Source organism: Candidatus Amarolinea dominans (assembly GCF_016704685.1).
GTDB classification, from domain to species: domain Bacteria; phylum Chloroflexota; class Anaerolineae; order SSC4; family Amarolineaceae; genus Amarolinea; species Amarolinea dominans.
Window position 1 is genome coordinate 21175 of record NZ_JADIZS010000042.1, and the last position, 23803, is coordinate 44977.

Consider the following 23803-nt stretch of genomic DNA (forward strand, 5'->3'; position numbering starts at 1 on the left):
GAGCGCGAGTAGTTCATTTTTTCCTCCTTCTTGCACCGGTCCGGATCGTGGGAGTCACCCGAACTGCGCCGATTCTGCCCAAAACCCACATTTGGGGTTGCTGTCCATCTCCAACCCGACTTGACTTAATTCGGTATTAGTGCTATACAAGTCCGTAAATTATCTCTCACACAGAATGCTCCTTTCCGCCTGCCGCCATGAGGCAGTCAGATTTCTTCATCGCTCTGTCAAACAACTCCAAAATACGCGGCAACTACCGACGGCGGATTGTGCAGTGAGTGTAGCATAAGCCCTGGGAAAGATGGTGATCATGAACACGATGATAAGATACATGCCGCTGCGATACACCTTGCTGCGCCTGGCTGCCCGCGCCGGGCACATTGCCTTTACTCTGGCGATCTCCCTCATGTTGACATTCACCGCAGGTTCGCAGTCTGCGGCGGAAGGGCCGCGTCGAACCGCACCCATCCCGGCTCCCGCTGGCCTGCAGACGACCTTCGTCGTCCGCGGCGCTTCAGCGCCGGCGTCGAAGAAGACCGCGCCCGGCGCGGTTGTCGTCTCCTCGTCGGCGCCCCTCGCCTACGCCTCAACCTGGGCCGATGGCGTTCGGGCCGCGACGGTCGTTGGCGGCATTCCCGCGACCGCGCGACCACTGCCCACGCAGCCAGCGGCCGCCCAATCTGCCGCGCCCCAGGGCTACATCGTGCGCAACGCCAACCCCGACGGGCCAGACTCGCTCTACGCCGCCATTTATCTTGCCAACGCCAACCCCGGCCACGACGACATCACCTTTGCCATTGATCCGCCTGGGCCGCACACGATTTTCATGCAGGGGCCGGGGCTGCCGGTCATCACCGATCCGGTGACCATTGACGCGACCACGCAGCCCGGCTGGAACGGCGCCCCGGTCATCGAGCTGGACGGCACCCCGTCCTACCAGGCCAATGGGCTTGAGATCCGGGCAGGTTCCACCACGGTGAAGGGGCTGGCGATCAACCGCTTCCAGGTTGGAATCTTCATTCTGGACGGCGGCGGCAGCATCATTACCGGCAACTATATCGGCGTTGGTCTGAGCGGCACGCAAGCGAAGGGCAACGCGCTTTCGGGCATCGAGATTCGCGGCTCCCCCAACAACCGCGTAGAGGGGAATGTCATCAGCGCCAACCATACCGGCGTGTTCATCAACGGCGCGACGACCGGCAACCGGATCTATGGCAACTACGTGGGGACGAACGAGACGGGCGATCAAGCCCTGGGCAACAGCCCTGGCGCGGGGGTCAGCATTCAAGCCGCGAATGAGAACTACGTAGGGGGGGCCGCGGAGGGACAGGGAAACCTGATCTCCGGCAACACCAATGGCGTTTTGCTCTACAACGGGACCGCGGGCGTCTCTATTCAGAACAACGGGATCGGCTTGACGAGCTCGGGCCTCGCCGCCCTGCCGAACACGAGCTACGGCATCGTGTTCCAGGGCGCCAACGGCAACGACATCGGCGGCGATACGGAGGAGGAAGGCAACGTGGTCTCCGGCAACGGGAACGTTGGCATCTATCTGTATGCCGGCGCCAACGGGAACCGCATCCAGGGCAATAGAGTTGGGCTGCAATGGGGCGCAGGGCTTCTGGGCAACGGCAGCGCCGGCATCGCCATCGCGAATAGCTTCGACAACCAGGTTGGCGGCACGGCCGACGGCGCGGAGAACGTGATCGCGGGCAACGCCGGCAGCGGCGTGCATATTTCGGGCACATCGGCGGGCAATCACGTGCTCGGCAACCTGATCGGCGCCGTGCCGTTCGCCCACCCTGATCCGGGCAACGCCGGCCATGGGGTCGAGATCAACGGCGCCAGGGAAAACACGATCGGCGGGACGACCGCGGCCGAAGGCAACGTCATCTCCGGCAACAAGTTGGATGGCGTGTGGATCGGCAACGGCGCCAGAGATAATCGTATCCAGGGCAACTTCATCGGCCTGACCGGCGCCGGGGGGGCGCTGGGCAACTATTTGCACGGCATCGAGGTGGCGGACGCCGGGGTCAACTTCATCGGCGGGCGCAGCGCCACGCCGGGCGCGCCGCCCGGCAACGTGATTGCGGCCAACGGCAGCGCCGCGGCCGGCAGCGGGGTCGGCATTGTTCTACACGGGACCACGACCGGCGTCGAAATCAAGGGCAACCTGATTGGCACGAACAGCGCGGGCAACCCCAACCTGGGCAACCGCAACGCGGGCGTCGCGCTGGTTGGCTCCGGCACGGCCGCCAACCTGATCGGCGGCGAGGATCGCGAGTCACGCAACGTGATTGCGGGCAACGGTCGCAGCGGTGTGCTGCTGAGCGATCGCGCGGTCAGCAACCGCATCTACGGCAACTTCATCGGCCTGACCGCGGATGGCGCCACGGTGGTGCGTAACGGCCAGCACGGCGTCTCGCTCGAGAACGCGTCCAGCAACTTAATCGGCGCGCCGGCCAACCCCGCCGGCAGCGCGCCCGGCAACGTCATCGCGGGCAACGGCGATGGCAGCCAGGGCAACGGCGTGGGCGTGTTCGTCAGCGCCGGCTCGACGCTGAACAAAATCGAAGGCAACGTCATCGGCGCGGACGCCACCGCCACGCTGGCGCGGCCCAACCGGCTCAGCGGCGTGATTTTGGACGGCGCGGGCACGCGCACCAACCAGGTGGGGCGGGTTGCGGTTGATGGGGGCAACATCATCGTCGGCAACGGGCTGGATGGCGTGACGATCCAGAACGGCGCGGCAGAGAACATCATTTACGGCAACGCCATCGGCGTCAATACCGCCAACGCCCGACTGGGCAACGGGCGCCACGGCGTGGCAGTTTACAGCACGGGCAGCGATCTCAATCTCATCGGCGGGTCGGCCGCGTTCCAGGGCAACATCATCGCGGCCAACAGTCAGGACGGCGTGCGTCTGGCGGAGGCTGCAGCGCGCAACAAGGTGCAGGGCAACAGGATTGGCATGGACGCGGCCGGGACGACGGCATTGGGCAACGGCCAGAGCGGCGTGGTCGTGGACGCGGCAAATACGAACACCATCGGCGGGCCAGGCGTCGGCGAAGGCAATGTGCTTTCCGGGAACGGCCAATACGGCATCAGCCTGCAGAACGGCGCCACCCAAAATACCGTGGCCGGCAATCGTATCGGCACGGATGCGGCCGGCGCGACGGCCAGGGGCAACGGACTCAGCGGGGTGCAGATCAACGCGGCGAACGACAACACGGTTGGCGGGGCTACGGCAACCCGCGGCGCGGCGCCCGGCAATCTGATCTCCGGCAACGTGCAGGACGGCGTGATTCTGGCGGGCGGCGCCACGCGCAACAGGCTGTTGGGGAACATCATCGGCGCGGACGCGACCGGCGCCAGACGGCTGCCCAACGGCTTTCACGGCGTCGAGATCACCGGTGCGCCCGGCAACACAGTCGGCGGGTCGAACAACCCGCCGGCCGCGCTCGCGGGCAATCTGATCTCCGGCAACGGCGACGGCGCTGAAGGCCGCGGGGTGGGTGTGCTCATCTCGTTGGCTGCCGCCAACAACACGGTGCAGGGCAACCTGATCGGCACGGACCTAGCCGGTGAGAACGCCCTGCCCAATCTGCTCAGCGGCGTGCTGCTGACGAACGCGGGAACGAACACCAATCAGATCGGCGGAACGGGGTTCGACGTCGAGAACATCATTTCGGGCAACATGCTCGACGGCGTCGCCATCCAGAGCGGCGCCGCGGAAAACCGGGTGCAGGGCAACATGATCGGGCCGAATCGAACCGGAGCGCGGGTGCTGGGCAATGGGGCCAACGGCGTGAAGATCTTCGACGCGCCGCGCAATTCGATTGGCGGCGAGACGACCGTGATAGGGACGGCGCCGGGCAACACCATCTCCGGCAACGGGCTGGTCGGCGCGCAAGGACATGGCATCGCTATCTCCGGCCCCAATGCCATGGGCAATGTCGTGCGGGGCAACCTGGTTGGCACGGACGCGACGGGCACACGGGCCCTGGGCAACGGTCTGGACGGCGTCTTCATTCAAGGCGCGCCGGGCAACACCATCGGCGGCGAAACGTTGGTCGGCATCGCCTCGCCGCGCAACGTGATTGCAGCCAACGGCCGTGCGGGCGTGAAGATCGAAGGCGCGGGCGCCAGCGGCAACAAGGTGCTGGGCAATTCCATCGGCGTGAACGCGGCGGGCACGGTCGCCTTGAGCAACGGGAGCGATGGCATCATCGTGCAGGGTGCGCCGGGTAACATCATTGGCGGAGCGACGGCGCCAGCGGGCGCGCTGCCCGGCAATGTCATCTCTGGCAACAGCGGCAACGGCGTGGGCATCTATGGCACGGCCGCCAGCGGCAACAAGGTGCTGGGCAACCTGATCGGCCCGGACGCGGTGGGCGCGGCCAGTTTGGGCAACACCCGTGCGGGCGTGGTCATTGACAGCGCCAGTGGCAACACCATCGGCGGGCCGCGCACGAGCGCAGGCCCTCAGCCGGGCAACGTCATCTCCGGCAACGGCGAGGACGGCATCCAACTGACGCGGCCGGGCGCAACCACAAATACCGTGCAAGGCAATTTCATCGGCGCCGCGGCGGACGGAACGAGCGCGCTGGGGAATGATGGTCATGGCGTTTTCTTCACCCTGGGCGCGAGTGAGAACGACATCGGCGGCGCGGGAGCGGGCGAAGGCAATGTCATCGCCCATAACGCCGGGGCAGGCGTCTTCGCCGATTCTGGCCGGACCAACACCTTCGCGGTCAACAGCATCTTCGCCAACGGCAGCCTGGGCCTCGACCTGGCGCCGGCCGGGGCGACGGCCAACGACAGTGGCGACGCGGACGATGGCCCTAACCGCCTGCAAAACTTCCCGCTGCTGCTGACCCTCTCCGCCAACCGCAAGACCCTGACCGGCTCCATCAACAGCCAGCCCTCGCAGAGCTATCGGCTGGAATTCTTCACCAGCCCCACCTGCGATCCTTCGGGTTACGGCGAGGGTGGGACGTTCCTGGGCGCAACCACGGCCACCACCAACGCCTCGGGCAATGCCGCGTTCTCGGCCACCTTCGTCAATGCGGTGCCGGCCGGACACCAGATGACGGCCACCGCCACGGACCCCAACGGCAACACCTCGGAGTTCTCGCGCTGTTTCGACGGCGCGACCCCGATCGTAGACGCCATCGAACCGGCGTCAGCCAGCGCGGGCATCAACGTCGAAGTCACCATCCTGGGCTACTTCTTCCAGCCCGGCTTGCAGGCGGCGGTGGGGTCGAGCATCGTGCAGGGCCTTCAGCACTTGCCCGACGAGACAGCGCCGCCCTTCCGCGCGCGCGTGCGCGGAACGCTGGTCGCGGGCCTGGCGCCAGGCGCGTACGATGTAACCGTGACCAATCCCAACGGCCGGGCAGGCGTACTCGCCCAGGGATTCACCGTGCGGTCGGATGTCAGCCGCGGGCTGGGCGCGGCCACCGTCACCTACGGCCCCTACACCTGGCGCGGGGTGACTTCAGCCAACTATCCCTTCGTGGTCTCATGTGTACCACACGCAAGCATCACAGTCGAGGAGCCGATCTACGGCGACCCGCCGAGCAGCGTCACCCTGGTGGACAGCCAGGGCAACCTGCTGGGCGTCATGACCCGTGTGTCCAATTTTTCCGGCGGCGGACTCTACCGCGGCGCGGCGAGCGTCCCCAACACGGCCCTGGGCAGCGTCGTGACCAAGCGGGTCGTCTGGTCCGATGGCGTCACCATGACCGAGACTGTGCTGAGCGGCCGGCTGGCCTGCATTGATCCGGCCGGCAAGGTCTTCGATGCCAGCACGAGCGCCCCCTTGCCAGGCGCGGTGGTGACGCTCTACCAGCGCGACCCGGTCACGGGCGACGCGATCTGGAACCCGGCCCTTTCCGGGCAGCTCAACCCGCAGGCCACGAACAGCGATGGTCGCTACGGCTGGCAGACGTCAGCGGGCAGCTTCTACGTGCTGGCCGCCAAGCCCTGCTTCGCCGACGCGCAGAGCCGCACCGTGACCGTACCGCCGCCGGTGACGGACCTGGACATCGGCCTGACCCCGCGCGCCTGCTCGCCTGTGCAGATGGCCGCGGTCGAGGCGACGGACGGCGCGGGCAATCCAGCGGTTACGCTGGCGCCCGGCGCGTCCATCCGTCTGCGCGCGGTGATCAGCAATACCACGAGCAGCGCCGGCCGCGTGGGGCAGGATGTGACCGCGACCTACAGCCTGATCCTGGTGGATGCGCGCGGCCAGGCGATCCCGGCGCTCTCCGAGAGCGGCACGCGCACGCTGGCGCCCGGCGCCAACACGCTGACGCTGGAAGGGCGACTGCCCACCTCACCGGAAGGCGAGTACACCTTCGGCGTCCGCGTGAGCTTCGACCAGCAGACCAGCTTCCAGGCGGCCCGGTTCCGGATGCAGTCGTCACGCCTGTATCTGCCGCTGCTGCGGCGCGCGGGCGGGGGCGGCCCCACGCCAACGCCCACGCGCACGCCCACGGCCACGCCAACCACGACCAGCAACGATTTTGTGCGCCGGGTCATCGAGCTGAGTAACGCTGCGCGCAGCCAAAACGGCCTGCCGCCGCTGCAAACACAGGCCAACCTGGGCAATGCGGCCGCCTGGTTCGCCGGGGACATGGCGGCGTATAACTACATCAGCGCCAACCATATTGATCGCCTGGGCCGTGACATGACCACGAGATTGGTCGGCTTCGGTTACTCGCCGCACTACACGATTGCTGAGAATATCGCCTGGGGGCAGGACTCAGCCGAAGCAGTGGTGAATGCCTGGCTGAACAGCCCGCCCCATCGCGCCAATCTCCTCAATCCCCTGGTCTGCGAGATTGGCGTCGGCTACGGCTACAACGCAGCAAGCACTTACAAACATTACTGGGCGCAGGACTTCGGCTGCCGTTCTGGCGCGGCCACCGCGACCGTCACGCCGACCTCCGCCGCTTCCAGCACGCCCACGCGCACACCGACCGCGACGCGTACCCCGACGCGCACGCCCACCGCGTCCGTAGGCACACCGACCGCCACGCCCACGCGCACGCCCACCGCGTCCGCAGGCACACCGACCAACACACCGACCGCCACGCGCACCCGCACGCCCACCGTCACGCCCACGCGCACGCCCACCGCGTCTGCGGGCACGCCGACCAACACACCGACCGCCACGCGCACCCGCACGCCCACCGTCACGCCCACGCGCACGCCAACCGCTACCCCCACAGCCACAGCGTCTGCCAATGGCATCTACGGTCGGGTCACCTCGCACGGCACGGCCGCGGGCGGTTTACGGCTGGACCTCCAGCGCTGGAACGGCGCTGATTGGAGCACACAGGCCACGACGATGACGGCCGCAAACGGCAATTATCTCTTCGTCGGCGCGCCGGCGCTGGCCGCGGGCGAGTTCTATGCGGTGCGCTACCTGAACACCCCCGACGACCCCAACCCTGGTGAGGGGTATCTGTGGAGCTGGTGGGGCAACCGGCTGGCCGCCTACACCGCAGGCGCGACGGCCTGGGGCGGAGACTTCGACGTGGCCGATGTCGCACTGGTCTCGCCAGAGGATGGAGCCGAGGTCACGCTGCCGGCGCAGTTCTGCTGGACTCCGCGCGGCGTAGCTACCGACACCTACCGGCTGGCGCTCTACAACTGGCTGACCGGCGAAACCGCCACGACGGCCTTCCTGGGTAACGTAGCTTGCGTCAACCTGACGGGCATTCCCGCCGGCTGGCCGTCAGGCGAAGTCTACATGTGGTGGGTAGAGGTGGGGCAAGGCGCGGACCCGAATGCGACGCCGTACAACGTCGGCGCCTCGCAGGGCGACCGCCTGGTGACCATCAACCACAGCGGGCTGGCGGGCCGCGGGGCCATTCCGACGCCGTCCTGGTGGCCGGCGTCGGTGGCGAGCGCCGGGCGACCCTAATTCACTCGGCGGCGGCAGTCAGTGCCGGCTGCCTGCTTGATGACCTGTTTTCTGTGGATGGAATACTTTTCTGTGGATGGAATACCCGCACGATACAGATCATAACGATGCGAATCAACCCCGATCGTGAGGGTGATTTCCAACTTCTGACGCAATTGTGCTACAATAACGCCATGCAAAAGCTGCCGATCGGTATCCAGTTCTTCGACTCGCTGCGCGAAGGCAATTTCCTCTACGTTGACAAGACTGAACTGATCCATCGGCTGATCAACACAGGAACCTTCGTCTTCTTATCGCGGCCGCGGCGTTTTGGCAAGTCGCTGCTGGTCTCCACGCTGCAGCATCTCTTCCAGGGACATCGTGAGCTTTTCCGCGGGCTTTGGATCGAAGACAAGGTTGACTGGCGGCCGCGCCCGGTGCTGGTGATCAACTTCAACGATCTGGACTATCACGAACAGCCGTTGGAGCTGGCGTTGACCAATCACCTGGATCGCCTGGCCGCCGAGCATCAAATTCAACTGCAGGCTGAACACTACAAAGAGAAATTCCAGGAACTGATCGTTCACCTGTCCGCAGAACAAAAAATCGTGCTACTGATTGACGAGTACGACCGGGCTATCACCGACCTGTTGGAGAATGAGCAGAAGGTGGCCGAGCATATCGCCACCCTCAAAAATTTCTATTCGGTGCTGAAGACCACCGCGTCCAACCACATCCACTGGACTTTCCTGACCGGTATCTCCAAGTACGGCAAGCTGTCGCTCTTTTCCGATCTGAACAACCTGCTCGACATCACCCTGGACGAGCGTTTTGCCACCCTGGTGGGCTACACGCAGGAGGAACTGGAGCGCTACTTCCCCGACCGCATCGAAGCCCTGGCCGCACGCTTCGAAGTCAGCCGGCCGGAGATGGTGGAAGCGATCCGCTTCTGGTACAACGGTTTTTCCTGGGATGGCAAGCAGACGCTCTATGTGCCCTTCTCCACGCTGGTCTTCTTCGAACTGCAGAGCTTCGAGAATCACTGGTTCGCCACCGCCACGCCCAGTTTCTTGATCAAACTCCTGCGCAGCAACCAGGTGGCCGCCTATGAACTGGACGAAATCTATGCCGACAACCGGTTGCTCGATTCGGCCGACGTGAATCACATAGATGCGGTCTCCCTGCTATTTCAGACCGGCTATCTCACCATTCGAGAGAGACTGCCCTCTGTCGCTGGCACCGAATACCGGCTTGGCTACCCCAATCACGAAGTGGCACAGGCTTTCAGGCAATACTTGCTGGCGGATTATCTGGGGCCACGGGTAGGCGCCCTTCCATCTTCCTTGACAGGCAGGCTGCAGAAGGCGCTGCGCCGCGATTCCATCGCAGAATTTGTGCTGATCCTCAATTCGGTCTTTGCCAGCATTCCTCACACCATTCATCTTCCGCTGGAAGCCTACTACCATTCACTGGTCTATCTGATCCTCAGCGTACTTGGCTTCGAGGTGAACGCCGAAGAGGTCATGGCGCATGGCCGTATAGACGCGGTGCTGGAACTGCCCAACAGAATCTACATCATCGAATTCAAGATGACCAGCGCGCAGGTTGCGCTCGATCAGATTCGGGCGCGCGGTTACGACCGGCCCTACCGCGCCAGCGGCAAACCGGTGGTGCTGATCGGCATTGCCTTCGACAAGGAAAAACGCGCCATCGGCGACTGGAAGTCAGAGCCGGTTACTGAACAGAGTCAGAGGAATCAATGACAGAAGCTCCCATCCACGCCGTCACCGGCGCGTTCGGCTATTCCGGCAAGTACATTGCGCAACGTCTGCTTGCCCAGGGCCAGCCGACGATTACCCTCACCAACTCGACCGACCGCGCCAACGCGTTCGGAGGCCGGCTGCGGATTTACCCGTTCCACTTCGACCGGCCTGACGAGCTGGCGCGCTCGCTGCAGGGGGTCGAGGTGCTCTACAACACCTATTGGGTACGTTTCAACCACCCGCTCTTTCGCCACGCGGACGCAGTGCGCAATACACTCGTGCTCTTCGAGGCGGCCAAACGCGCCGGCGTGGCGCGGATCGTGCAAGTGAGCATCACCAACCCCTCGGAGGACTCGCCGCTGGAGTACTTCAGCGGCAAGGCCCAGTTGGAGCGGGCGCTGATCGAGTCAGGTCTGTCGTATGCCATCCTGCGGCCCACGGTGCTTTTCGGTAAGGAGGACATCCTTATCAACAACATCGCCTGGCTGCTGCGCCGCCTGCCCATCTTCGGCGTCTTCGGCGACGGCGCCTACAAGCTGCAACCGATCTACGTGGATGACCTGGCTGCCCTGGCCGTGGTGCAGGGCGCGGCGCGGGAGAACGCGATCATTAACGCCATCGGCCCCGAAACGTTCACCTACCGGGAGATGGTGGGGACCATCGGCCGCTTGATCGGCGCACGGCGGCCGGTGATCGGCATGCCGCCGGCCGTGGGCTACTGGGTCGGTCGTGCGGTCGGCGCGCTGGTCGGCGATGTGACCATCACGCACGAGGAGATCGCCGGACTGATGGCGAATCTACTCTATGTGGATGCCCAACCGGCCGGCGCAACCGCGCTCAGCGCGTGGATCGCGACCCATGCTGACACCTTGGGCCGGCGCTACACGAGCGAATTGGCGCGGCGTCAGGATCGCGTGGCCGCGTATCGAAGCAATTGAGATGCGACTCGTGAAAGGTTTTACCGCCTTGATCAGTGGTGTACCTACTTCAGCCCCAGCGCAGGCATAGGGGCAATTTCCTCGCTATACAACCAGCTATCGAAGAACGCCCCTAATTCCTGTCCGCTGACATCTTCCGCCACGGCGATAAAATCGGCAGTCCTGACATTGCCACCCTCGAAGCGGCCAAAATAGGTCCTCAGAATAGCGAAGAAGGCCTCATCGCCAACCTCGAGCCGCAGCGCGTGCAGTCCCAGCGCCCCCCAGGCGTACACCCCGCCGTTGAACAGGCTGTCAGCCGCGGGTTTGCCCGGCGGGGTCATCTTCTCTCGGGAATCAACGACATGCTCGTATTGGTCTCTGACCCACGCATCAAGAGCTTCGCGCCCCTCTGTGTGTTCAACCCACAACCCCTCCGCATAAGCCGCAAAGCTTTCATTCAGCCAGATGTCGCTCCAATCCGCCAGACTGACGCTGTTGCCAATCCATTGATGCGCGACTTCGTGGGCAATGATCCGCTCAGCGGACGAGATGTCCTCAAGATTGATCATGTCAACGCCGAAGATCGCCATCGTCTGCGCTTCCAGGGCGGTGCCAACCTCCGTATTCATCACCACCGAACCATACACCGCGAAGGGGTACGGGCCGAAAATTTCGCCAAAGAAGGCGAGCATCTCCGCCTGGCGGGCGAAAGGTGCGCGTATCGCTGCGTCCAATCCCACCGCATAGTAGTTGCGAATTGGTATCCCATTCGGGCCTTCCTCGGTTTCGACTTCGAACTCGCTGATGTTCACCGTGGTCAGATAACTTGCCATCGGATCACGGGCTTCCCACACAAAGGTGGTGGAATCGCCGTGATCAATCGTGTCAGCCAGCACTCCATTCGCCGCAACCGCGAAGGGTTTGGGCACGGTGACGCGGAAGGTGTAGGTCGCTTTGTCCAGGGGATGGTCGTTGACCGGGTAGTAATTGGCAGCGCCGTCGGGTTCGCTCAACACGAAGCTTCCCCGACCAAAATTCACCCAGCCGGTCGGCACAGGGATCGCAACCGATTCAATCGCTTCAGGTGCGCCGTGGTAGGTTACCTCGACCGTGAAGAGCTCGTTTGCGTCAAGTGGCGTTGCCGGCGTGATCGTCAATTCTTGCCCGCTGCGGCTGAACTCGGCTGGCTGACCATCCACGGTGATGCCCGCGATGGTGAAACCGATGAAGTCCAGGTTGAAAGCGATCAGATCTTGCGTCGCCTTTGCTTCGATGGTAGCGACGCCGTTTAGGGTACTGGCGCCAACATCACTGACGGTCAAGTCAAGGCGATAATGCTGGACATCATAGCCGCCATTACCGAAGCCGGGATACAAGGAGTCGCCGAGGCCAGACGCCCCGGACTTTGGTCCAGAGCCAGGTGTTGGCGGAGCGGATGGTGGGGTCGGCGCTGGCGGCTCTGGTGTTTGAGCCGGAGCTTCGACGACCGAAGTGGGTATGGCGCTTCCACATCCAGCCAAGAACAACATCACCAGGGTCACTGCCATAGCCTGCTGCAAAACCTGTTTCCAGTTCATGGTTGTCTCATTTCATTCCTATTCTTTCCTGTTCTACAGAGAGACCTAAACCAGGTACAACAGCATCACGACCGTCGTCTCGGCAAACACGCTGTGCGACAGGCCGGGCTGCATGTGAACCCAGGCGCCCGGATCAGCCGTCGTCGCGTGGCTGCCCAGCGTCAGGCGGGCGTGACCCTGTAGGAAATGCAGGATGGCGGGTCTGGCGGCCGTGTGTTCTGACAGTTCCTGGCCGGCCGCGAAACCGAAGAGGATAGCCTTGACGCGATCGTCTCCATAGAAGGTGCGGCTGACGATGCTGTCTGGCGGGATGTCCGGCAGTTGGGCCAGCAAGTCGTCAATGCAGATGAAGGGGGTATCGGCGGCAGTGGTCATGATGATATGCTCCTTGCGTTCGTTAGGGTTATCGGCAGTGTAACACACACGCCGAAAAGCGCACAGCGACATTAGTCACACCCTGAACGATGTCCAATAGAACCATTTCATGGCGACACTTCGGCTACGATGCGGCTCTATCCTTGAGCGGGCGGAGCTTCCAGCGGCCGTAGGCCACGAAGCCCATCAGCGCCGCCACGACGATGTTCATGATCACGTTCGGGAATTCGCCGCGCGTGATGTGCCAGGCTGCCGCGCCGACCATGACGATGGCGAGGCCGAGCGCGGCGAGTGGTGTCAGCCGGGCCTGGATGCGAGTCAGGCCGGGCAGGATCAGGCCGAGACCGCCCAGTATCTCGGCCGTTCCGCTGAAGAGGTGCAGGCCACCGGGGAGGTCGTACATCCAGGCCATCTGCGCGGGCAGGCCCGGCGGCAGAGTGAAGTGTTCGATCCCATTAAAAAGGAAGAAAACACCGAGAAGGACTTGCAGGACCCATAGGAAAATGTTCATAGTGATCGTCTCCTTATCATGATTGGCAGTACCGCAAAGCTCGCTATCGCTACGGATGTCATTCTGAGATTGAATGCTCCTTGTGAGACCGTGATGTCACTGGGTCAACTGACGGGCGGATCGTAGACGTCGTACTTCGCCCGCACCGCGAGGAACTTGCTCATATCCGCCGGCGGCCACGACTCTTGGCTGAGATGGACTAAAAGTTGATGTCTGGCACTCTGCTTGCGCCAGTCTTATCACATTATAGCACACAATAGCGTGTTACGCTCGCGGGAGCGGTTCGACATGATTCTGTATCTTCTGCCTCCAACCGCTCCGCACGGCTGACGTTAACGCTGGTAATCCAGCCCCAACTCCGCCGGCTGCCCCAACTCCAGCGGGTGCAGGTACAGCCCGGCCTCCTCGGCCGGCTTCGCCTCCTCCACTAGGATGCGATGCGCGTTGGCGTAGGCGTCCTGGCGGATGCCCGTCACCTGCCAGGAGACCTTCATGCCTGGCTGGCCGCCCGCGATGCGGAAAAGATTGCCCTGGATCTCTTGCGCGATGTAGAGCGGCGCCCAGCCGCCGATGGGCGTCAACTGATAGCGAAAGTCCTTGTTCAACGCCTCGAACCAGGCCGGCAGCGTCACCGCGGCCTCGCCGTTGGCGTCCAGAACTGCCACGCCGTCGTAGATGTTCTTCATGTCGGGCGATTCGACGAACGAGTGGGAAAGATACTGGTTGGCCGGATCAAGCGGGTGATCAATCTTGAACGAGCCGGCCGATTTGCTCAGCGTGCCGTTGACATGCACGGCGCCGATGAAATAGCCTGCGTAGCCCAAGGCAGAATTGGTCACCCCGTACACGCCATAGTTCGTGCCGCTGCTCGTTGTGGCATAACCGTACACCCCGCGACCACTGGTGCTGGCGGTCGTGCCGTACACCCCGAACGTCAGGCCGCTGGTGGCCGAAGCTGAGCCATACACCCCACGCCCGGCCGTGCTTTGCGCAGTACCATGCATGCCATAGGTGGCGCCGCTGGCGGCCGTGGCCCAACCGCTCACCCCGCGTCCTTCGGTGCTGTCGGTCTTGGCAAGCAGACCATAGGTTTCTCCGCTGGCAGCCGTGGCATATCCGTACAAAGCACGGCCGGATGAGCTATCCGACTGGCCGTACACCCCGTAGGTGAAGCCGCTGGCGGCGGTGGCATAACCAAATACACCGTTGCCAGACGGGCTGTCAGACTGGCCATGCACTCCATAGGTTTCGCCGCTGCCGCCCGAGGCCCAGCCAGACACACCGGTGCCAGACGTGCTGACAGACTGGCCGCGCACCCCGTAGGTTGTGCCGCTGGCAGCGGCAGCATAACCGAACACCCCGCGGCCACCGGTGCTGTCGGACTGGCCGCGCACCCCGTAGGTTGGGCCGCTGGCCGCGCTGGCATAGCCGTAAACGCCGCGGCCGTCGCTGCTGGCGCTCTGACCCACGATGCCGCTCGTGGAGCCGCTGGCGGCCGTGTGCTCCAGCCGCAGACCGTGACTGCCCGTCGCGCCGGTCCACGTCTCCCCCCAGTGGTTGTGACCCGGGGCGTACGCCCCGCTGGAATTCCAGCGCCCGGCCGTCAACTGCACATCCAGGATGTCAACGTCGCTATCCTGGTCCACATCACAGCCCGAGGCATAGCCGGCCCCCGCGGCGCACGCGCCTACGGTGGGGCCATCCGGCGCCTCCTGCGCACTGGTCGGCCCAATGCTCAGCGCCAGCGTCGCCAGCGTCACCACACACATCACGAAACGAACCCTCGAATTCATCACAAGCTCCTTTCACTTTGTCGTGACGTTGATCGGCGTAGTATATCACAGGCTCGAAATCCCAACATCTTTGTCAAGACGGCTGGGGGGCCTTGCTGGCGACATCTATGAGGTCGAGATGACCTTCGATCCTACCGCACGGCGCTCCCTGGTTGGCATCGAACCGGAGCTGATGAACGATCTGCACCGCATCGCCAGGCAACGCCAGGTCAGCACACAGACCCTGGTCAACGTCTGGCTGCAACAGCGGGTGGATCAGATGCGCGCAACGGTGGCGCCAGCCAATTAGAGACAATCCATGAGGCTCTACCGATTGGTAGAGCCTCTTTTTTCGCGACTTGGACCGCCTTTACCAATTCGTCATTCATCAGTGAACTCAACCGGACGACAAAGACGCCGGTACACCAGGAAAACGGCCGAAAAGCGATCTCCAGCCCGCTTCCGGCGCAGGCGGCCATCGTTTCATCGGCCGCCCAGTAAAACTCATCCTCGTCCCACGTCTCTGCGCCCGACTGTTGGCGTGATTCGGCCGTGGCAAAGGCCACATCGCCGACGACGATCAGCCCCTGCGCCATCAGATGATGGGTCGCCAGCCGCTGTAACAGGCTGATTTTTGTCGCCAGGTCGAACTCGTGCAGCACGAAGTTGGCGACAATGCGGTCGAAGCGCTGCTGCAGGGCTTCCGGCCACTCGGCCGTCAGATCCATCTGGATCAGCGTGACCTGCGGAACCTTCTCCCGCGCAATCGCCAGCATCGCCGGCGAGAAGTCCGTCCCCCAGACTTCGCAGCCCAACGTCACGAAGCGCTGGGCCAGGTTGCCGGTGCCGATGCCCAGTTCCAGCACGCGCATGCCCGGCGCGACCGTCGCGGCGCGGACGACCGCGTCCAGCACCTCATCGTAGCTGGCGAAGATGCCCTGGTCGGTGCGCACCGATTGATCGTAGCGCGCAGCCCAGCGTTCGAAGATGGGGAGACGGGTGTTTTCAGGCATAATCCGTAACTCCACGGACGGTGCGCGGCCAACAGCGGCAAGAGCGGCTCCAGCCCCTGGAACTGCCAGGCCCGGCCGATCTGGATGGACTCCAGCTCGCCCATCCAGACCGGCGCTTCGCGGTTCACGGCTTCCCCGGCCGGCTCGCGCCACAGGCGGACCATGAATGAGGCGTAGGTAAGCTCAGGCATTGTCCCTCACGACCGTGCTGCACAGGGTGATGGCGACGGTCTCGACGAGCATGGATGACCAGCTACTCACGTTGGCTGCCACTGCCACGCATCGCCCCACTGCACGATTCGCCCAAGATTGGGGAACGGCCCGAGGTGATGGCCGAAAACGAGCGCGTTCTCAGCGGCGGCGCGTGCGAAGAACCGGCGTCGCACTGCATCGGCCTGCCCGGCATCCATGTCAATGGCCGGCGCCCATTGCGGGTGTTCGATGAAAAGCGGATGCACCACCAGGTCGCTGATGTTGTAGACTGTCTGGCCGCCCGCTGCAATCGTGACCATCATGTGGCCGAGCGTGTGCCCAGGCGTGGATTCCAGGCGAATGCCGGGCGCTACTTCTTCGTCGCCTTGCACGAGGGTGACGCGCCCGGCAATCGCATCGAGTGCCTTTCTGGCCGTTGCGATCAGTTGCTCGAGATGCCCGCGCAGGGCGGCTGCTCCGGCCGTCGCAGGATCGGCCGCCATCCAGTAGTCCCACTCCCTTTGCGCGATGGTGTAGTGGGCATTGGGGAAGACCAGCCGGTCCTCAGCGTCAAGCATCCCCCCGACGTGATCGGGGTGAGCATGTGTGATGAGGACGATATTGATCTCGCCCGGATCGATCCCCGCCGCCAACAGGCTGGGGACCAGCAGGTTGGTGCGCGACGTCCTGTGGTCGAGACCGGGGAATGCCTGATCGCCCGGGTTGCCGAGATCGCCGGCGCCAACGTCGCACAGCGTCAGGCTGCGTCCCCTTCTGATGAGGAGTAGCGTGTAGGGGAGAAACAGTTGACGCCCTGGCAGGTCGTAACGCGTTGCGCCTTCCGGCGGCACGTTCCCGAAGATCATGGCCGCCGGGTAGTTGATCCCGCCGTCGCTCAGCGCAATCAGCTCGACCTCGCCGATGACCTGCCTATGGAATTGAGCCGCGGGTGGTTTCACTTGCTGATTGACCGTTTTCATCATCCCTCGATCGCAGCACAGTAACGCCTGGCCATGCCAAGATGCCGGCGCACCGTGTACAGATGGTAGGCGTAGAATCCTGGCGTCTACGCTCGTCGCCGTCAGCCTCCGGGACGGATCGGCTGCGGCACGATGGGCGACGGCCCCCACAGCTCCAGCGTGACATCGGTTGCCAGCGTCCGCAGCTCGGCAACCACTCGCTGCACGTCGTCGTGGTCGTACCAGGCCGCCGAGCACACCCAGATCGCCTTCCACGGCTGCGTCACCGCCGATGAGCGCGCCGGCTGGCCCGACGCTCAATCCGCCCTGCACCAGCACATTGTTACCCACGCGCACGTTATCGCGCACCGGCAAACCTCCGGCCTGCAGGTGGCCGCTGGCCAGCGCGGGCGCTTCCAGACATTACGCCGGGCCATTCGACGGCCAGGTGCGGCGCAGCACGCCGATCTGCGAGAGATGGGTCAGCTCGTGCGCGGCGAAGTAGCTGGCCTGCTGGCGCAGCGTCACTTGGCCGAACTCCTGATGCCGGCCCGTGCGCCACCAGTGCGTCAGCGGCATCTGTTCCAGCTTGTGCAACGTTTCCGTGCGCGCAGCCCGGTAGGTTCGGAAGATCTCCAGCGCGGTGGGCGGACGCTCCCCCTCGTTGGCCGCCCAGGTCCAAACCGCCTTCGCTTCCAGCAGGGGGTGTTCTTCCTGCAGGAAGAGGTCGAGCCGGAAAGCGAGCACATCTTGCGCGTCGCGCAGGTGCGTCAGGACGTTGCGAATCGCCCAACCGCCGCCGGCCGGCGCCTGGTTCAACTGCGCCTCCGTGAGTCCTTCCAGCAGCGTTGCCACGTCGAGCGGCGTCTGGCGCAGACGTTCGATGGCCGCCAACGGCTCGAACGCGTCGAGCCAGTAGTTGGGCATGAAGCGTTGGTAGGTGCCGGGCCAGGCGCCGCAGGTCGGGCAGTTCGTCTCCGGCGCGCCGAGCAGCAGATGCCCGCAGGTGCGGCAGACATGGGGGTGCGGGATGGTGGTAATCAGGGGCATGCTCCCGCCGGCCATCACGTCGGCGCCTTGTTCGAGGGCCGACCGCGCCGCGGCGCTCACATTCAGGCTGGCAAGCGCGGCCGCGGTCTGCTTGAGGTCGGCGGCGAGTTCATCCGTAGCGATGGGCGCGGCCATCCGATAGGCGGCCTGGCGGCTCAGCGAATCGGCGATCGCGCGCGTCAGCTTGGCGAGGTTGTACTGCCCTTCGTCCTCCAGCCGGGAAGCCAGCGCAAGGAGATGGACGAGGGTATCGGCCCAGGTTGGTGAATTGGTTGTCATCTTGTGCTCCTCTGATTGCTTGCGAGTCGGAGGGAATTATACCACATGCCCTGCTGCGCGCAGCAGGGGCAGCACCTTCTTCCAGCGCCAGCCGCCATGAAACATACCATGTGAATGAGAACGAACGTGCTCATGATAAGAGCCTCTCCATCTACGGCTGTTCCAACCGCTCCCGGCTGCGCTGGTAATCCAGGCCAAGCTCCGCTGGCTTTCCAAGCTCGACGGGGTGCAGGTAAAGACCGCGCTCGTCGGTCGGCTTTTCCTCCTCCACCGGGATGCGGTGCGCGTTGGCGTAGGCGTCCTGGCGGATGCCCGTCACCTGCCAGGAAACCCGCAGCCCCGCGCTGCCGCCCGCGATCTGGAAGCGGTTGCCCTTCACCTCCTGGGCAATGTAGAGATTCGGCCCCGGCCCGCCGATGGGCGTCAACTGGTAGCGGAAGTCCCGGTTCAGCGCCTCGAACCAGGCCGGCAGTTCCACCCAGGCTTCGCCGTCGCCGTCCAGCGTCGCGTTGCCGTTGTAGATGTTCATCATGTCGGGCGACTCGACGAAGGAGTGGTAGAGGTACTGGTTGGCCGGGTCCAGGGGATGATCAATCTTGAAGGAGCCGGCCGACTTACTGAGCGTGCCGCTGACATGCACGCGTCCGCTGAAGTACCCGGCATAGCCGCTGGCAGATTCGGTCGCGCCGTACACGCCATAGTTGGTGCCGCTGCTGGCGACCGCATAGCCGTACACACCGCGGCCGGTGGTGCTCTCGGACGTGCCACGCACCCCGTAGTTGGTGCCGTTGGCGGCTGAAGCATAACCATACACGCCGCGGCCATTGCCGCTGTCGGACCAGCCGTACACCCCGGTGGTAGTGCCGCTGGTGGCTGTCGTGACCCCATAAACGCCGCGGCCATCGGTGCTGGCGGACTGGCCGTAGACACCAAAGGTGCTGCCGCTGGTGGATGGGGCGTAGCCATAAACGCCGCGGCCATCGGGACTGCTGGCCTGGCCATGTACCCCATAGGTTGTGCCGCTGGCAGATGAGGCCAGACCATATACCCCGCGGCCTCCGCTGCTGGCCGACAGGCCGAACATCCCATAGGTGGCGCCGCTGGTGGCGGTGGCCCGGCCATACACCCCGCGGCCATCGGTGCTGGCGGACTGGCCGTACATCCCGTGGGTCGTGCCGCTGGCGGCTGTGGCAGCGCCATACACGCCGATACCGCCGGTGCTGCTGGACGTGCCGTACACCCCATAGGTTGGTCCGCTGGCGGCTAATGCGGAGCCAGACACACCGTGGCCATCCGTGCTGCTGGACTGGCCAAGGACCCCATAGGCCTGACCGCTCGTACTGGTTGTAACGCCGAAGACGCCGCGACCAGATGAACTGTCAGACGCACCAAGCACTCCATAGGTTTGACCGCTGGTGCTGGTTGCAACGCCGTATACACCACGGCCAGTCGTGCTGACGGATTCGCCGTATACACCATAGGTTGCGCCGCTGGCGGCGACGGCAGACCCATATAGGCCACGGCCGTTGCTACTGGTGGACACGCCGCCCACGCCGTTCGTCGTGCCGGTGTAGGATGAGGCGTAGCCGAACACACCGCTGCCGGAGTTGCCGTTGGACTCGCCGTAGATGCCAAAGGTCGTACCGCTGGTGGACGTCGCCAGGCCGCGCACACCGCGACCCCCATTGCTCTCGCTGATGCCAAGCACGCCGTCGTTCTGGCCGTTTGTATTGGATGCATAGCCAAAGACGCCGCGGCCTGCCATGCTGGCGGACACACCCACCAGTCCGGAGGTGTCGCCGCTGGCGGCAGTGTGCTCAACTCGCAGGCCGTGCGCGCCGGAGGCCCCCGTCCACGTCTCGCCCCAGTGGTTGTGACCCGAGGTGTAGCTGCCGCTGGTGCTCCAGCGGCCGGCGGTCAACTGAATATCAAAGACGTCAATGTCGCCATCCTGATCAACGTCGCAGCCCGAGGCATAGCCGCCGCCCGCCAGGCAGACGCCCACTTCAGGGCTTTCCGGCGGCTCCTGCGCGCTGGCCGGCCCCATCGCCAGCGCCAGGAACATCAACACGACTGCCAGGGCAGTCACACGAACGATGGGAATCATGACTCATACCTCCTGAATGTTGTTCTATGCCTGTTTTCGGCATAGAACAGATGTTTCTACACAACAGTTTGTGGTCATTGGCAAATCGCACACAACCTGTAGGAACTCCGTTTCCGCCAAACGTTCTGCGGCGGGGCGGGCAAGTGCCTGACCTACCCATTAGGGTGTCGAAAACAGGCTATGCTGCAAGCGGGCACGAATTGCGCCTGTTTCCGTGGACGGAAAAGTGACGTCTATTCCCGCTTGCAGTAGGGCTAACGACTTTGTCCCAGCGCTTGCTCGAGCGCGGCGAGCCGGCTGCTCAGCTTGTCGAGCTGAGCCTGTTGGCCGGCGTTCTGGGCAGCCAGCGCCTGGTTTGTGTTCTGCGCTTCCTGCAGCATCTGATACAGCCCCTGGATCGCGGCGAATGCGATCCCGTTCATGTCGAGCGCGTTGAGGGACTGTTCATCCTCGCCCAGCCCAAACGCCGCGTAGAGATCTGGCGCCTGCGGACCAATGTGGCGCACTGTGCGGTCGTCGTGCGTGGTGCTCCAGGTTGAGATGGGCACCTGGCTCAGGCGCTGCAACACCTCTGATCCGTTGACTGTCGTCAGGTTGTCCGGCCTGGGTCGAATATCACTGCAGACCCAACCGTTGGAATCTGCGTATAGCTGGCAAAACACCGTGGAGCCGCCGGTGCCGTTGACGGCTACGCTAAATAGCACACCACCGGTGGCTCGTACATCCCACCCGTCAGGGTCAAAAATCGCCCAATTGTAGGGCTGGGAGTCGGCCCAGACAAAGGTCCCAACCGTAAGCGCTCGGGCGCGCTGGCCGGCTGCAAAGCTGTAATTGCCAATCGCCTCGTTGTACGCACCGCCGGGGACCACGGCATTCGTCCCGCTGGCCGTGTTGAACGCGCCGCCGCCCACGACCGAACCGATGCCCGAGGCGGTGTTGCCCTCCCCGCCGCCTACGAAGGACTTGTCACCGGTCGCATCGTTGTGAACACCACCGGCCACCGTGGCCTGGGTCGCAGTTGCGTCGTTCCCGTAGCCACCAGCCACCGCGGCATAACTACCGCTGGCCACGTTGCCGTACCCACCAGCCACCGTCGCGTAGGGGCGGTCATCGCTGGTTCCGCCGGCGTTGCCGGCGCGGTTGTTGCCGCCGCCGCCCACGCTCCCGTAATCGTCGGTGACGCGGTTGCCGGTGGCCGGATCGGCCGGGTTGCTGCGTCCGCCGCCGGCGATCGTCGTGTACGCCGCGGTCGTCGTATTGCCAAAACCGCCGCCAACACTGGCGAAGCTGCCGCTGGCCGTATTCGACGAGCCGCCCAACACGCCCGCCGCCAGGCCGCTGGCGATGTTGCCGGTGCCGCCACCCACCACGGCCCAGCCTCCGCTGGCTAGGTTCTGCTCGCCGCCGCCAACGATGGCTGTGCCGCCGCTCGCCGTATTCTGCGACCCCCCACCCACGCTGGCGAACGCGCCGCTGGCGGTGTTGCTTTCGCCGCCGCTGACCGTGGCATACGTCCGGTCGCCGGTCGTGCCGGCATTGTCACCGGCCTGGTTGTTGCCACCGCCGCTCACCGTGCCGTAATCGTCCGTAACGCGGTTGGCCGTCGCCGAGTTGAGCGCGTCGGTCCGTCCGCCGCCACCGATCGTGGCATAGCCGGCGTTGGTGATATTACCCAGGCCGCCGCCGATCGTCGCATAGGCTCCGCCCGCGGTGTTTTGGCCACCGCCAACGGCTGTTGCTGCATGGCCGCTGGCCTGGTTGTATGCCCCACCGCCAATCGTGCTGTAATCGCCGTAGGCCGCATTGTCTACGCCGCCGCCAACGGCGGCATAATGGCCGGCCGCGTTGGCAGACCCACCCGCAATGGTGGCATACTGGCCGTTGGCCACGTTGCTCTCGCCGCCGCCCACGGTGGCCGCGATGTGAAGAGCCTGGTTACCAGCCCCGCCGGCCACTGTGCTGCCCCAGGCGTCCTCGACGTTGCCGTTGTTGGTACCGGCCTGATTGCCAGCCCCGCCGCCTACGCTGCTCCACTTGTCGGTCGCCAGGTTACCCGTGGCTGGGTTGCCCGGGTCTCGCCGGCCGCCACCGCTGACCGTGGCCGAGGGGCCGCTGGCCGTGTTGCCGAATCCCCCACTGACCGTGGCATACGTCCCGCTCGCTGTGTTGATCGAGCCACCGCCAATCGTGGTCCAGGCGACCGGCGCCAGGTTGACGTAGCCGCCGCCCACAGTGGCATAAGGCCCGCCGGCGCTGTTGGCGTACCCGCCGCTGACCGTGCCGTGGGCGCCACCGACCGCATTGGGGCCGGCCGTCGCGCCACCGCCGCTGATCGTGGCGCCATAGACGCCAGGGGTGATGCTGTTGCTGCTGTGGCCGCCCACCAGGTTGGGGCTGGTTGTGTGCGGCTCCAGGCGCAGGGCACGCTGGTTGTTGACCTTCAGCTCGAGGGGTTGGTTATCCGTGGTGCCGACGAAGTGCGTGCCGGGTGCCGTTGCCGCATTGCCGGTCAGGTCCCAACTGCCGCTGCTCCACGGCCCCGCCTGTCCCCAATGGCCGGCCGCGAGCTGGATGTCAAAGATGTCCACGTCGCCGTCGTGGTCTGCGTCGCAGGCGGGGTCGTAGGACGCACCTGGCGCGCAGGGGCCGGCCAGCACCCGCGCGGGCGTCAGCCCGCTCAGGGACGCGGCCCCTGCATGGATGCTCACGGTCGCCAGCAGGGCTGCGGCCAACGCCATCAGCAGTTTCTGTCTCATTGTGCCAGACATGTTGACTCCTTCGTTGACTGCGCCACCCCGCCCGGCTCGGATTACTCCGGCGGGTCGAGGTTGCGCTGGTAGTCCAGGCCCAGTTCTGCGTCCAGGCCCAGCTCGACAGGGTGCAGGTAGAGGCCAAGCTCCCCGGCCGGCTTCTCTTCCTCCACCGGGATGCGATGGGCATTGGCATAGGCGTCCTGGCGGATGCCCGTCACTTGCCAGGAGACCTTGACCTGCGGCTTATCCGTGCGGATGACAAAGCGATTGTTCTTGATCTCCTGGGCCACGATGGCCTGGGCGAACTGGCCGATCACGGTGAGCTGGTAGCGGAAGTCCCGGTTCAAGGCCTGGAACCACTCGGGAAGCATGACCACCGCCAGCCCCTCTGCATCTGTAGTCACATTGCCGTTGTAGATGTTCATCATGTCCGGCGACTCGACGAAGGAGTGGGAGAGGTACTGGTTGGCCGGATCGAGCGGGTGGTCAATCTTGAAGGACCCCGCGGACTTGCTCAGCGCACCGAGCACATGCACCCGGCCAACGAAGTACCCGGCATAGCCGCTGTCGGAACCGGTCACGCCGTACACCCCGATGGCATGCCGCTGGTGGCTGTG

13 protein-coding genes and 2 pseudogenes are annotated in these 23803 nt (G+C 64.5%); 4 read left to right on the plus strand and 11 right to left on the minus strand.

Translation table 11 applies throughout. The features are described 5' to 3' along the window. Positions 1 to 331 precede the first annotated feature (331 nt). The 3 genes from IPF85_RS21030 to IPF85_RS21040 all read left to right on the plus strand — a co-directional run bounded on the left by IPF85_RS21030 (position 332) and on the right by IPF85_RS21040 (position 10616). Entirely contained in the window at positions 332 to 7936 is a 7605-nt protein-coding gene (locus IPF85_RS21030; protein ID WP_343410024.1) for a NosD domain-containing protein, read from the plus strand. A 107-nt stretch (positions 7937 to 8043) separates the two neighbouring features. Beyond that, a complete protein-coding gene (locus IPF85_RS21035; protein ID WP_343410025.1) occupies positions 8044 to 9678 on the plus strand; it encodes an ATP-binding protein in 1635 nt (544 codons plus the stop codon). After that, complete coding sequence (locus IPF85_RS21040) at positions 9675 to 10616, plus strand: NAD(P)H-binding protein (RefSeq protein WP_343410026.1); 942 nt, start codon at positions 9675 to 9677, stop codon at positions 10614 to 10616. The genes IPF85_RS21035 and IPF85_RS21040 overlap by 4 nt, the downstream gene beginning before the upstream one ends. A gap of 44 nt (positions 10617 to 10660) precedes the next feature. Here IPF85_RS21040 and IPF85_RS21045 read toward each other — a convergent pair whose 3' ends face one another. The 4 genes from IPF85_RS21045 to IPF85_RS21060 all read right to left on the minus strand — a co-directional run bounded on the left by IPF85_RS21045 (position 10661) and on the right by IPF85_RS21060 (position 14854). Continuing rightward, positions 10661 to 11974, minus strand: coding sequence for a M1 family metallopeptidase (locus tag IPF85_RS21045; RefSeq protein ID WP_343410027.1), 1314 nt, complete (start codon positions 11972 to 11974; stop codon positions 10661 to 10663). A 246-nt stretch (positions 11975 to 12220) separates the two neighbouring features. After that, complete coding sequence (locus IPF85_RS21050) at positions 12221 to 12550, minus strand: cupin domain-containing protein (RefSeq protein WP_343410028.1); 330 nt, start codon at positions 12548 to 12550, stop codon at positions 12221 to 12223. Positions 12551 to 12674: 124 nt separating this feature from the next. Further along, entirely contained in the window at positions 12675 to 13061 is a 387-nt protein-coding gene (locus tag IPF85_RS21055) for a DoxX family protein (RefSeq protein WP_343410029.1), read from the minus strand. Positions 13062 to 13393: 332 nt separating this feature from the next. Then, positions 13394 to 14854 carry a hypothetical protein gene (locus tag IPF85_RS21060; protein WP_343410030.1) on the minus strand — a complete coding sequence of 487 codons (1461 nt, stop codon included), beginning with the start codon at positions 14852 to 14854 and terminating at the stop codon, positions 13394 to 13396. Positions 14855 to 14972: 118 nt separating this feature from the next. Between IPF85_RS21060 and IPF85_RS21065 the strand changes: the two genes are divergently transcribed. After that, entirely contained in the window at positions 14973 to 15143 is a 171-nt protein-coding gene (locus IPF85_RS21065) for a hypothetical protein (RefSeq protein ID WP_343410031.1), read from the plus strand. Here the strand turns inward: IPF85_RS21065 and IPF85_RS21070 are convergent. From IPF85_RS21070 to IPF85_RS21100, 7 genes and pseudogenes are all read right to left on the minus strand, one after another. After that, positions 15082 to 15846: a methyltransferase domain-containing protein gene (locus IPF85_RS21070; protein ID WP_343410032.1), complete on the minus strand. Its 765-nt coding sequence runs from the start codon at positions 15844 to 15846 to the stop codon at positions 15082 to 15084. The genes IPF85_RS21065 and IPF85_RS21070 overlap by 62 nt on opposite strands. A gap of 257 nt (positions 15847 to 16103) precedes the next feature. Then, positions 16104 to 17366, minus strand: coding sequence for an MBL fold metallo-hydrolase (locus tag IPF85_RS21075; protein WP_343410033.1), 1263 nt, complete (start codon positions 17364 to 17366; stop codon positions 16104 to 16106). A gap of 54 nt (positions 17367 to 17420) precedes the next feature. Continuing rightward, on the minus strand, positions 17421 to 18326 hold the full coding sequence (locus IPF85_RS21080; RefSeq protein WP_343410034.1) for a DinB family protein: 906 nt from the start codon (positions 18324 to 18326) through the stop codon (positions 17421 to 17423). A gap of 39 nt (positions 18327 to 18365) precedes the next feature. Further along, positions 18366 to 18460 (minus strand): annotated as a pseudogene (locus IPF85_RS21085) (alpha/beta hydrolase); the annotation flags it as partial. Positions 18461 to 18477: 17 nt separating this feature from the next. Further along, on the minus strand, positions 18478 to 20433 hold the full coding sequence (locus tag IPF85_RS21090; RefSeq protein ID WP_343410035.1) for a hypothetical protein: 1956 nt from the start codon (positions 20431 to 20433) through the stop codon (positions 18478 to 18480). A gap of 254 nt (positions 20434 to 20687) precedes the next feature. Beyond that, on the minus strand, positions 20688 to 23201 hold the full coding sequence (locus IPF85_RS21095; RefSeq protein WP_343410036.1) for a hypothetical protein: 2514 nt from the start codon (positions 23199 to 23201) through the stop codon (positions 20688 to 20690). A 41-nt stretch (positions 23202 to 23242) separates the two neighbouring features. Then, positions 23243 to 23803: pseudogene (locus tag IPF85_RS21100) on the minus strand (hypothetical protein); the annotation flags it as partial.

Bases quoted from the DNA above. Each gene is read 5' to 3' on its own strand.
- IPF85_RS21030 (WP_343410024.1), top strand. From the start codon at position 332: ATGCCGCTGCGATACACCTTGCTGCGCCTGGCTGCCCGCGCCGGGCAC.
- IPF85_RS21035 (WP_343410025.1), top strand. From the start codon at position 8,044: ATGCGAATCAACCCCGATCGTGAGGGTGATTTCCAACTTCTGACGCAA.
- IPF85_RS21040 (WP_343410026.1), top strand. From the start codon at position 9,675: ATGACAGAAGCTCCCATCCACGCCGTCACCGGCGCGTTCGGCTATTCC.
- IPF85_RS21050 (WP_343410028.1), bottom strand. From the start codon at position 12,550: ATGACCACTGCCGCCGATACCCCCTTCATCTGCATTGACGACTTGCTG.
- IPF85_RS21055 (WP_343410029.1), bottom strand. From the start codon at position 13,061: ATGAACATTTTCCTATGGGTCCTGCAAGTCCTTCTCGGTGTTTTCTTC.
- IPF85_RS21060 (WP_343410030.1), bottom strand. From the start codon at position 14,854: ATGAATTCGAGGGTTCGTTTCGTGATGTGTGTGGTGACGCTGGCGACG.
- IPF85_RS21065 (WP_343410031.1), top strand. From the start codon at position 14,973: ATGACCTTCGATCCTACCGCACGGCGCTCCCTGGTTGGCATCGAACCG.
- IPF85_RS21070 (WP_343410032.1), bottom strand. From the start codon at position 15,846: ATGCCTGAAAACACCCGTCTCCCCATCTTCGAACGCTGGGCTGCGCGC.
- IPF85_RS21080 (WP_343410034.1), bottom strand. From the start codon at position 18,326: ATGACAACCAATTCACCAACCTGGGCCGATACCCTCGTCCATCTCCTT.
- IPF85_RS21090 (WP_343410035.1), bottom strand. From the start codon at position 20,433: ATGATTCCCATCGTTCGTGTGACTGCCCTGGCAGTCGTGTTGATGTTC.
- IPF85_RS21095 (WP_343410036.1), bottom strand. From the start codon at position 23,201: ATGTCTGGCACAATGAGACAGAAACTGCTGATGGCGTTGGCCGCAGCC.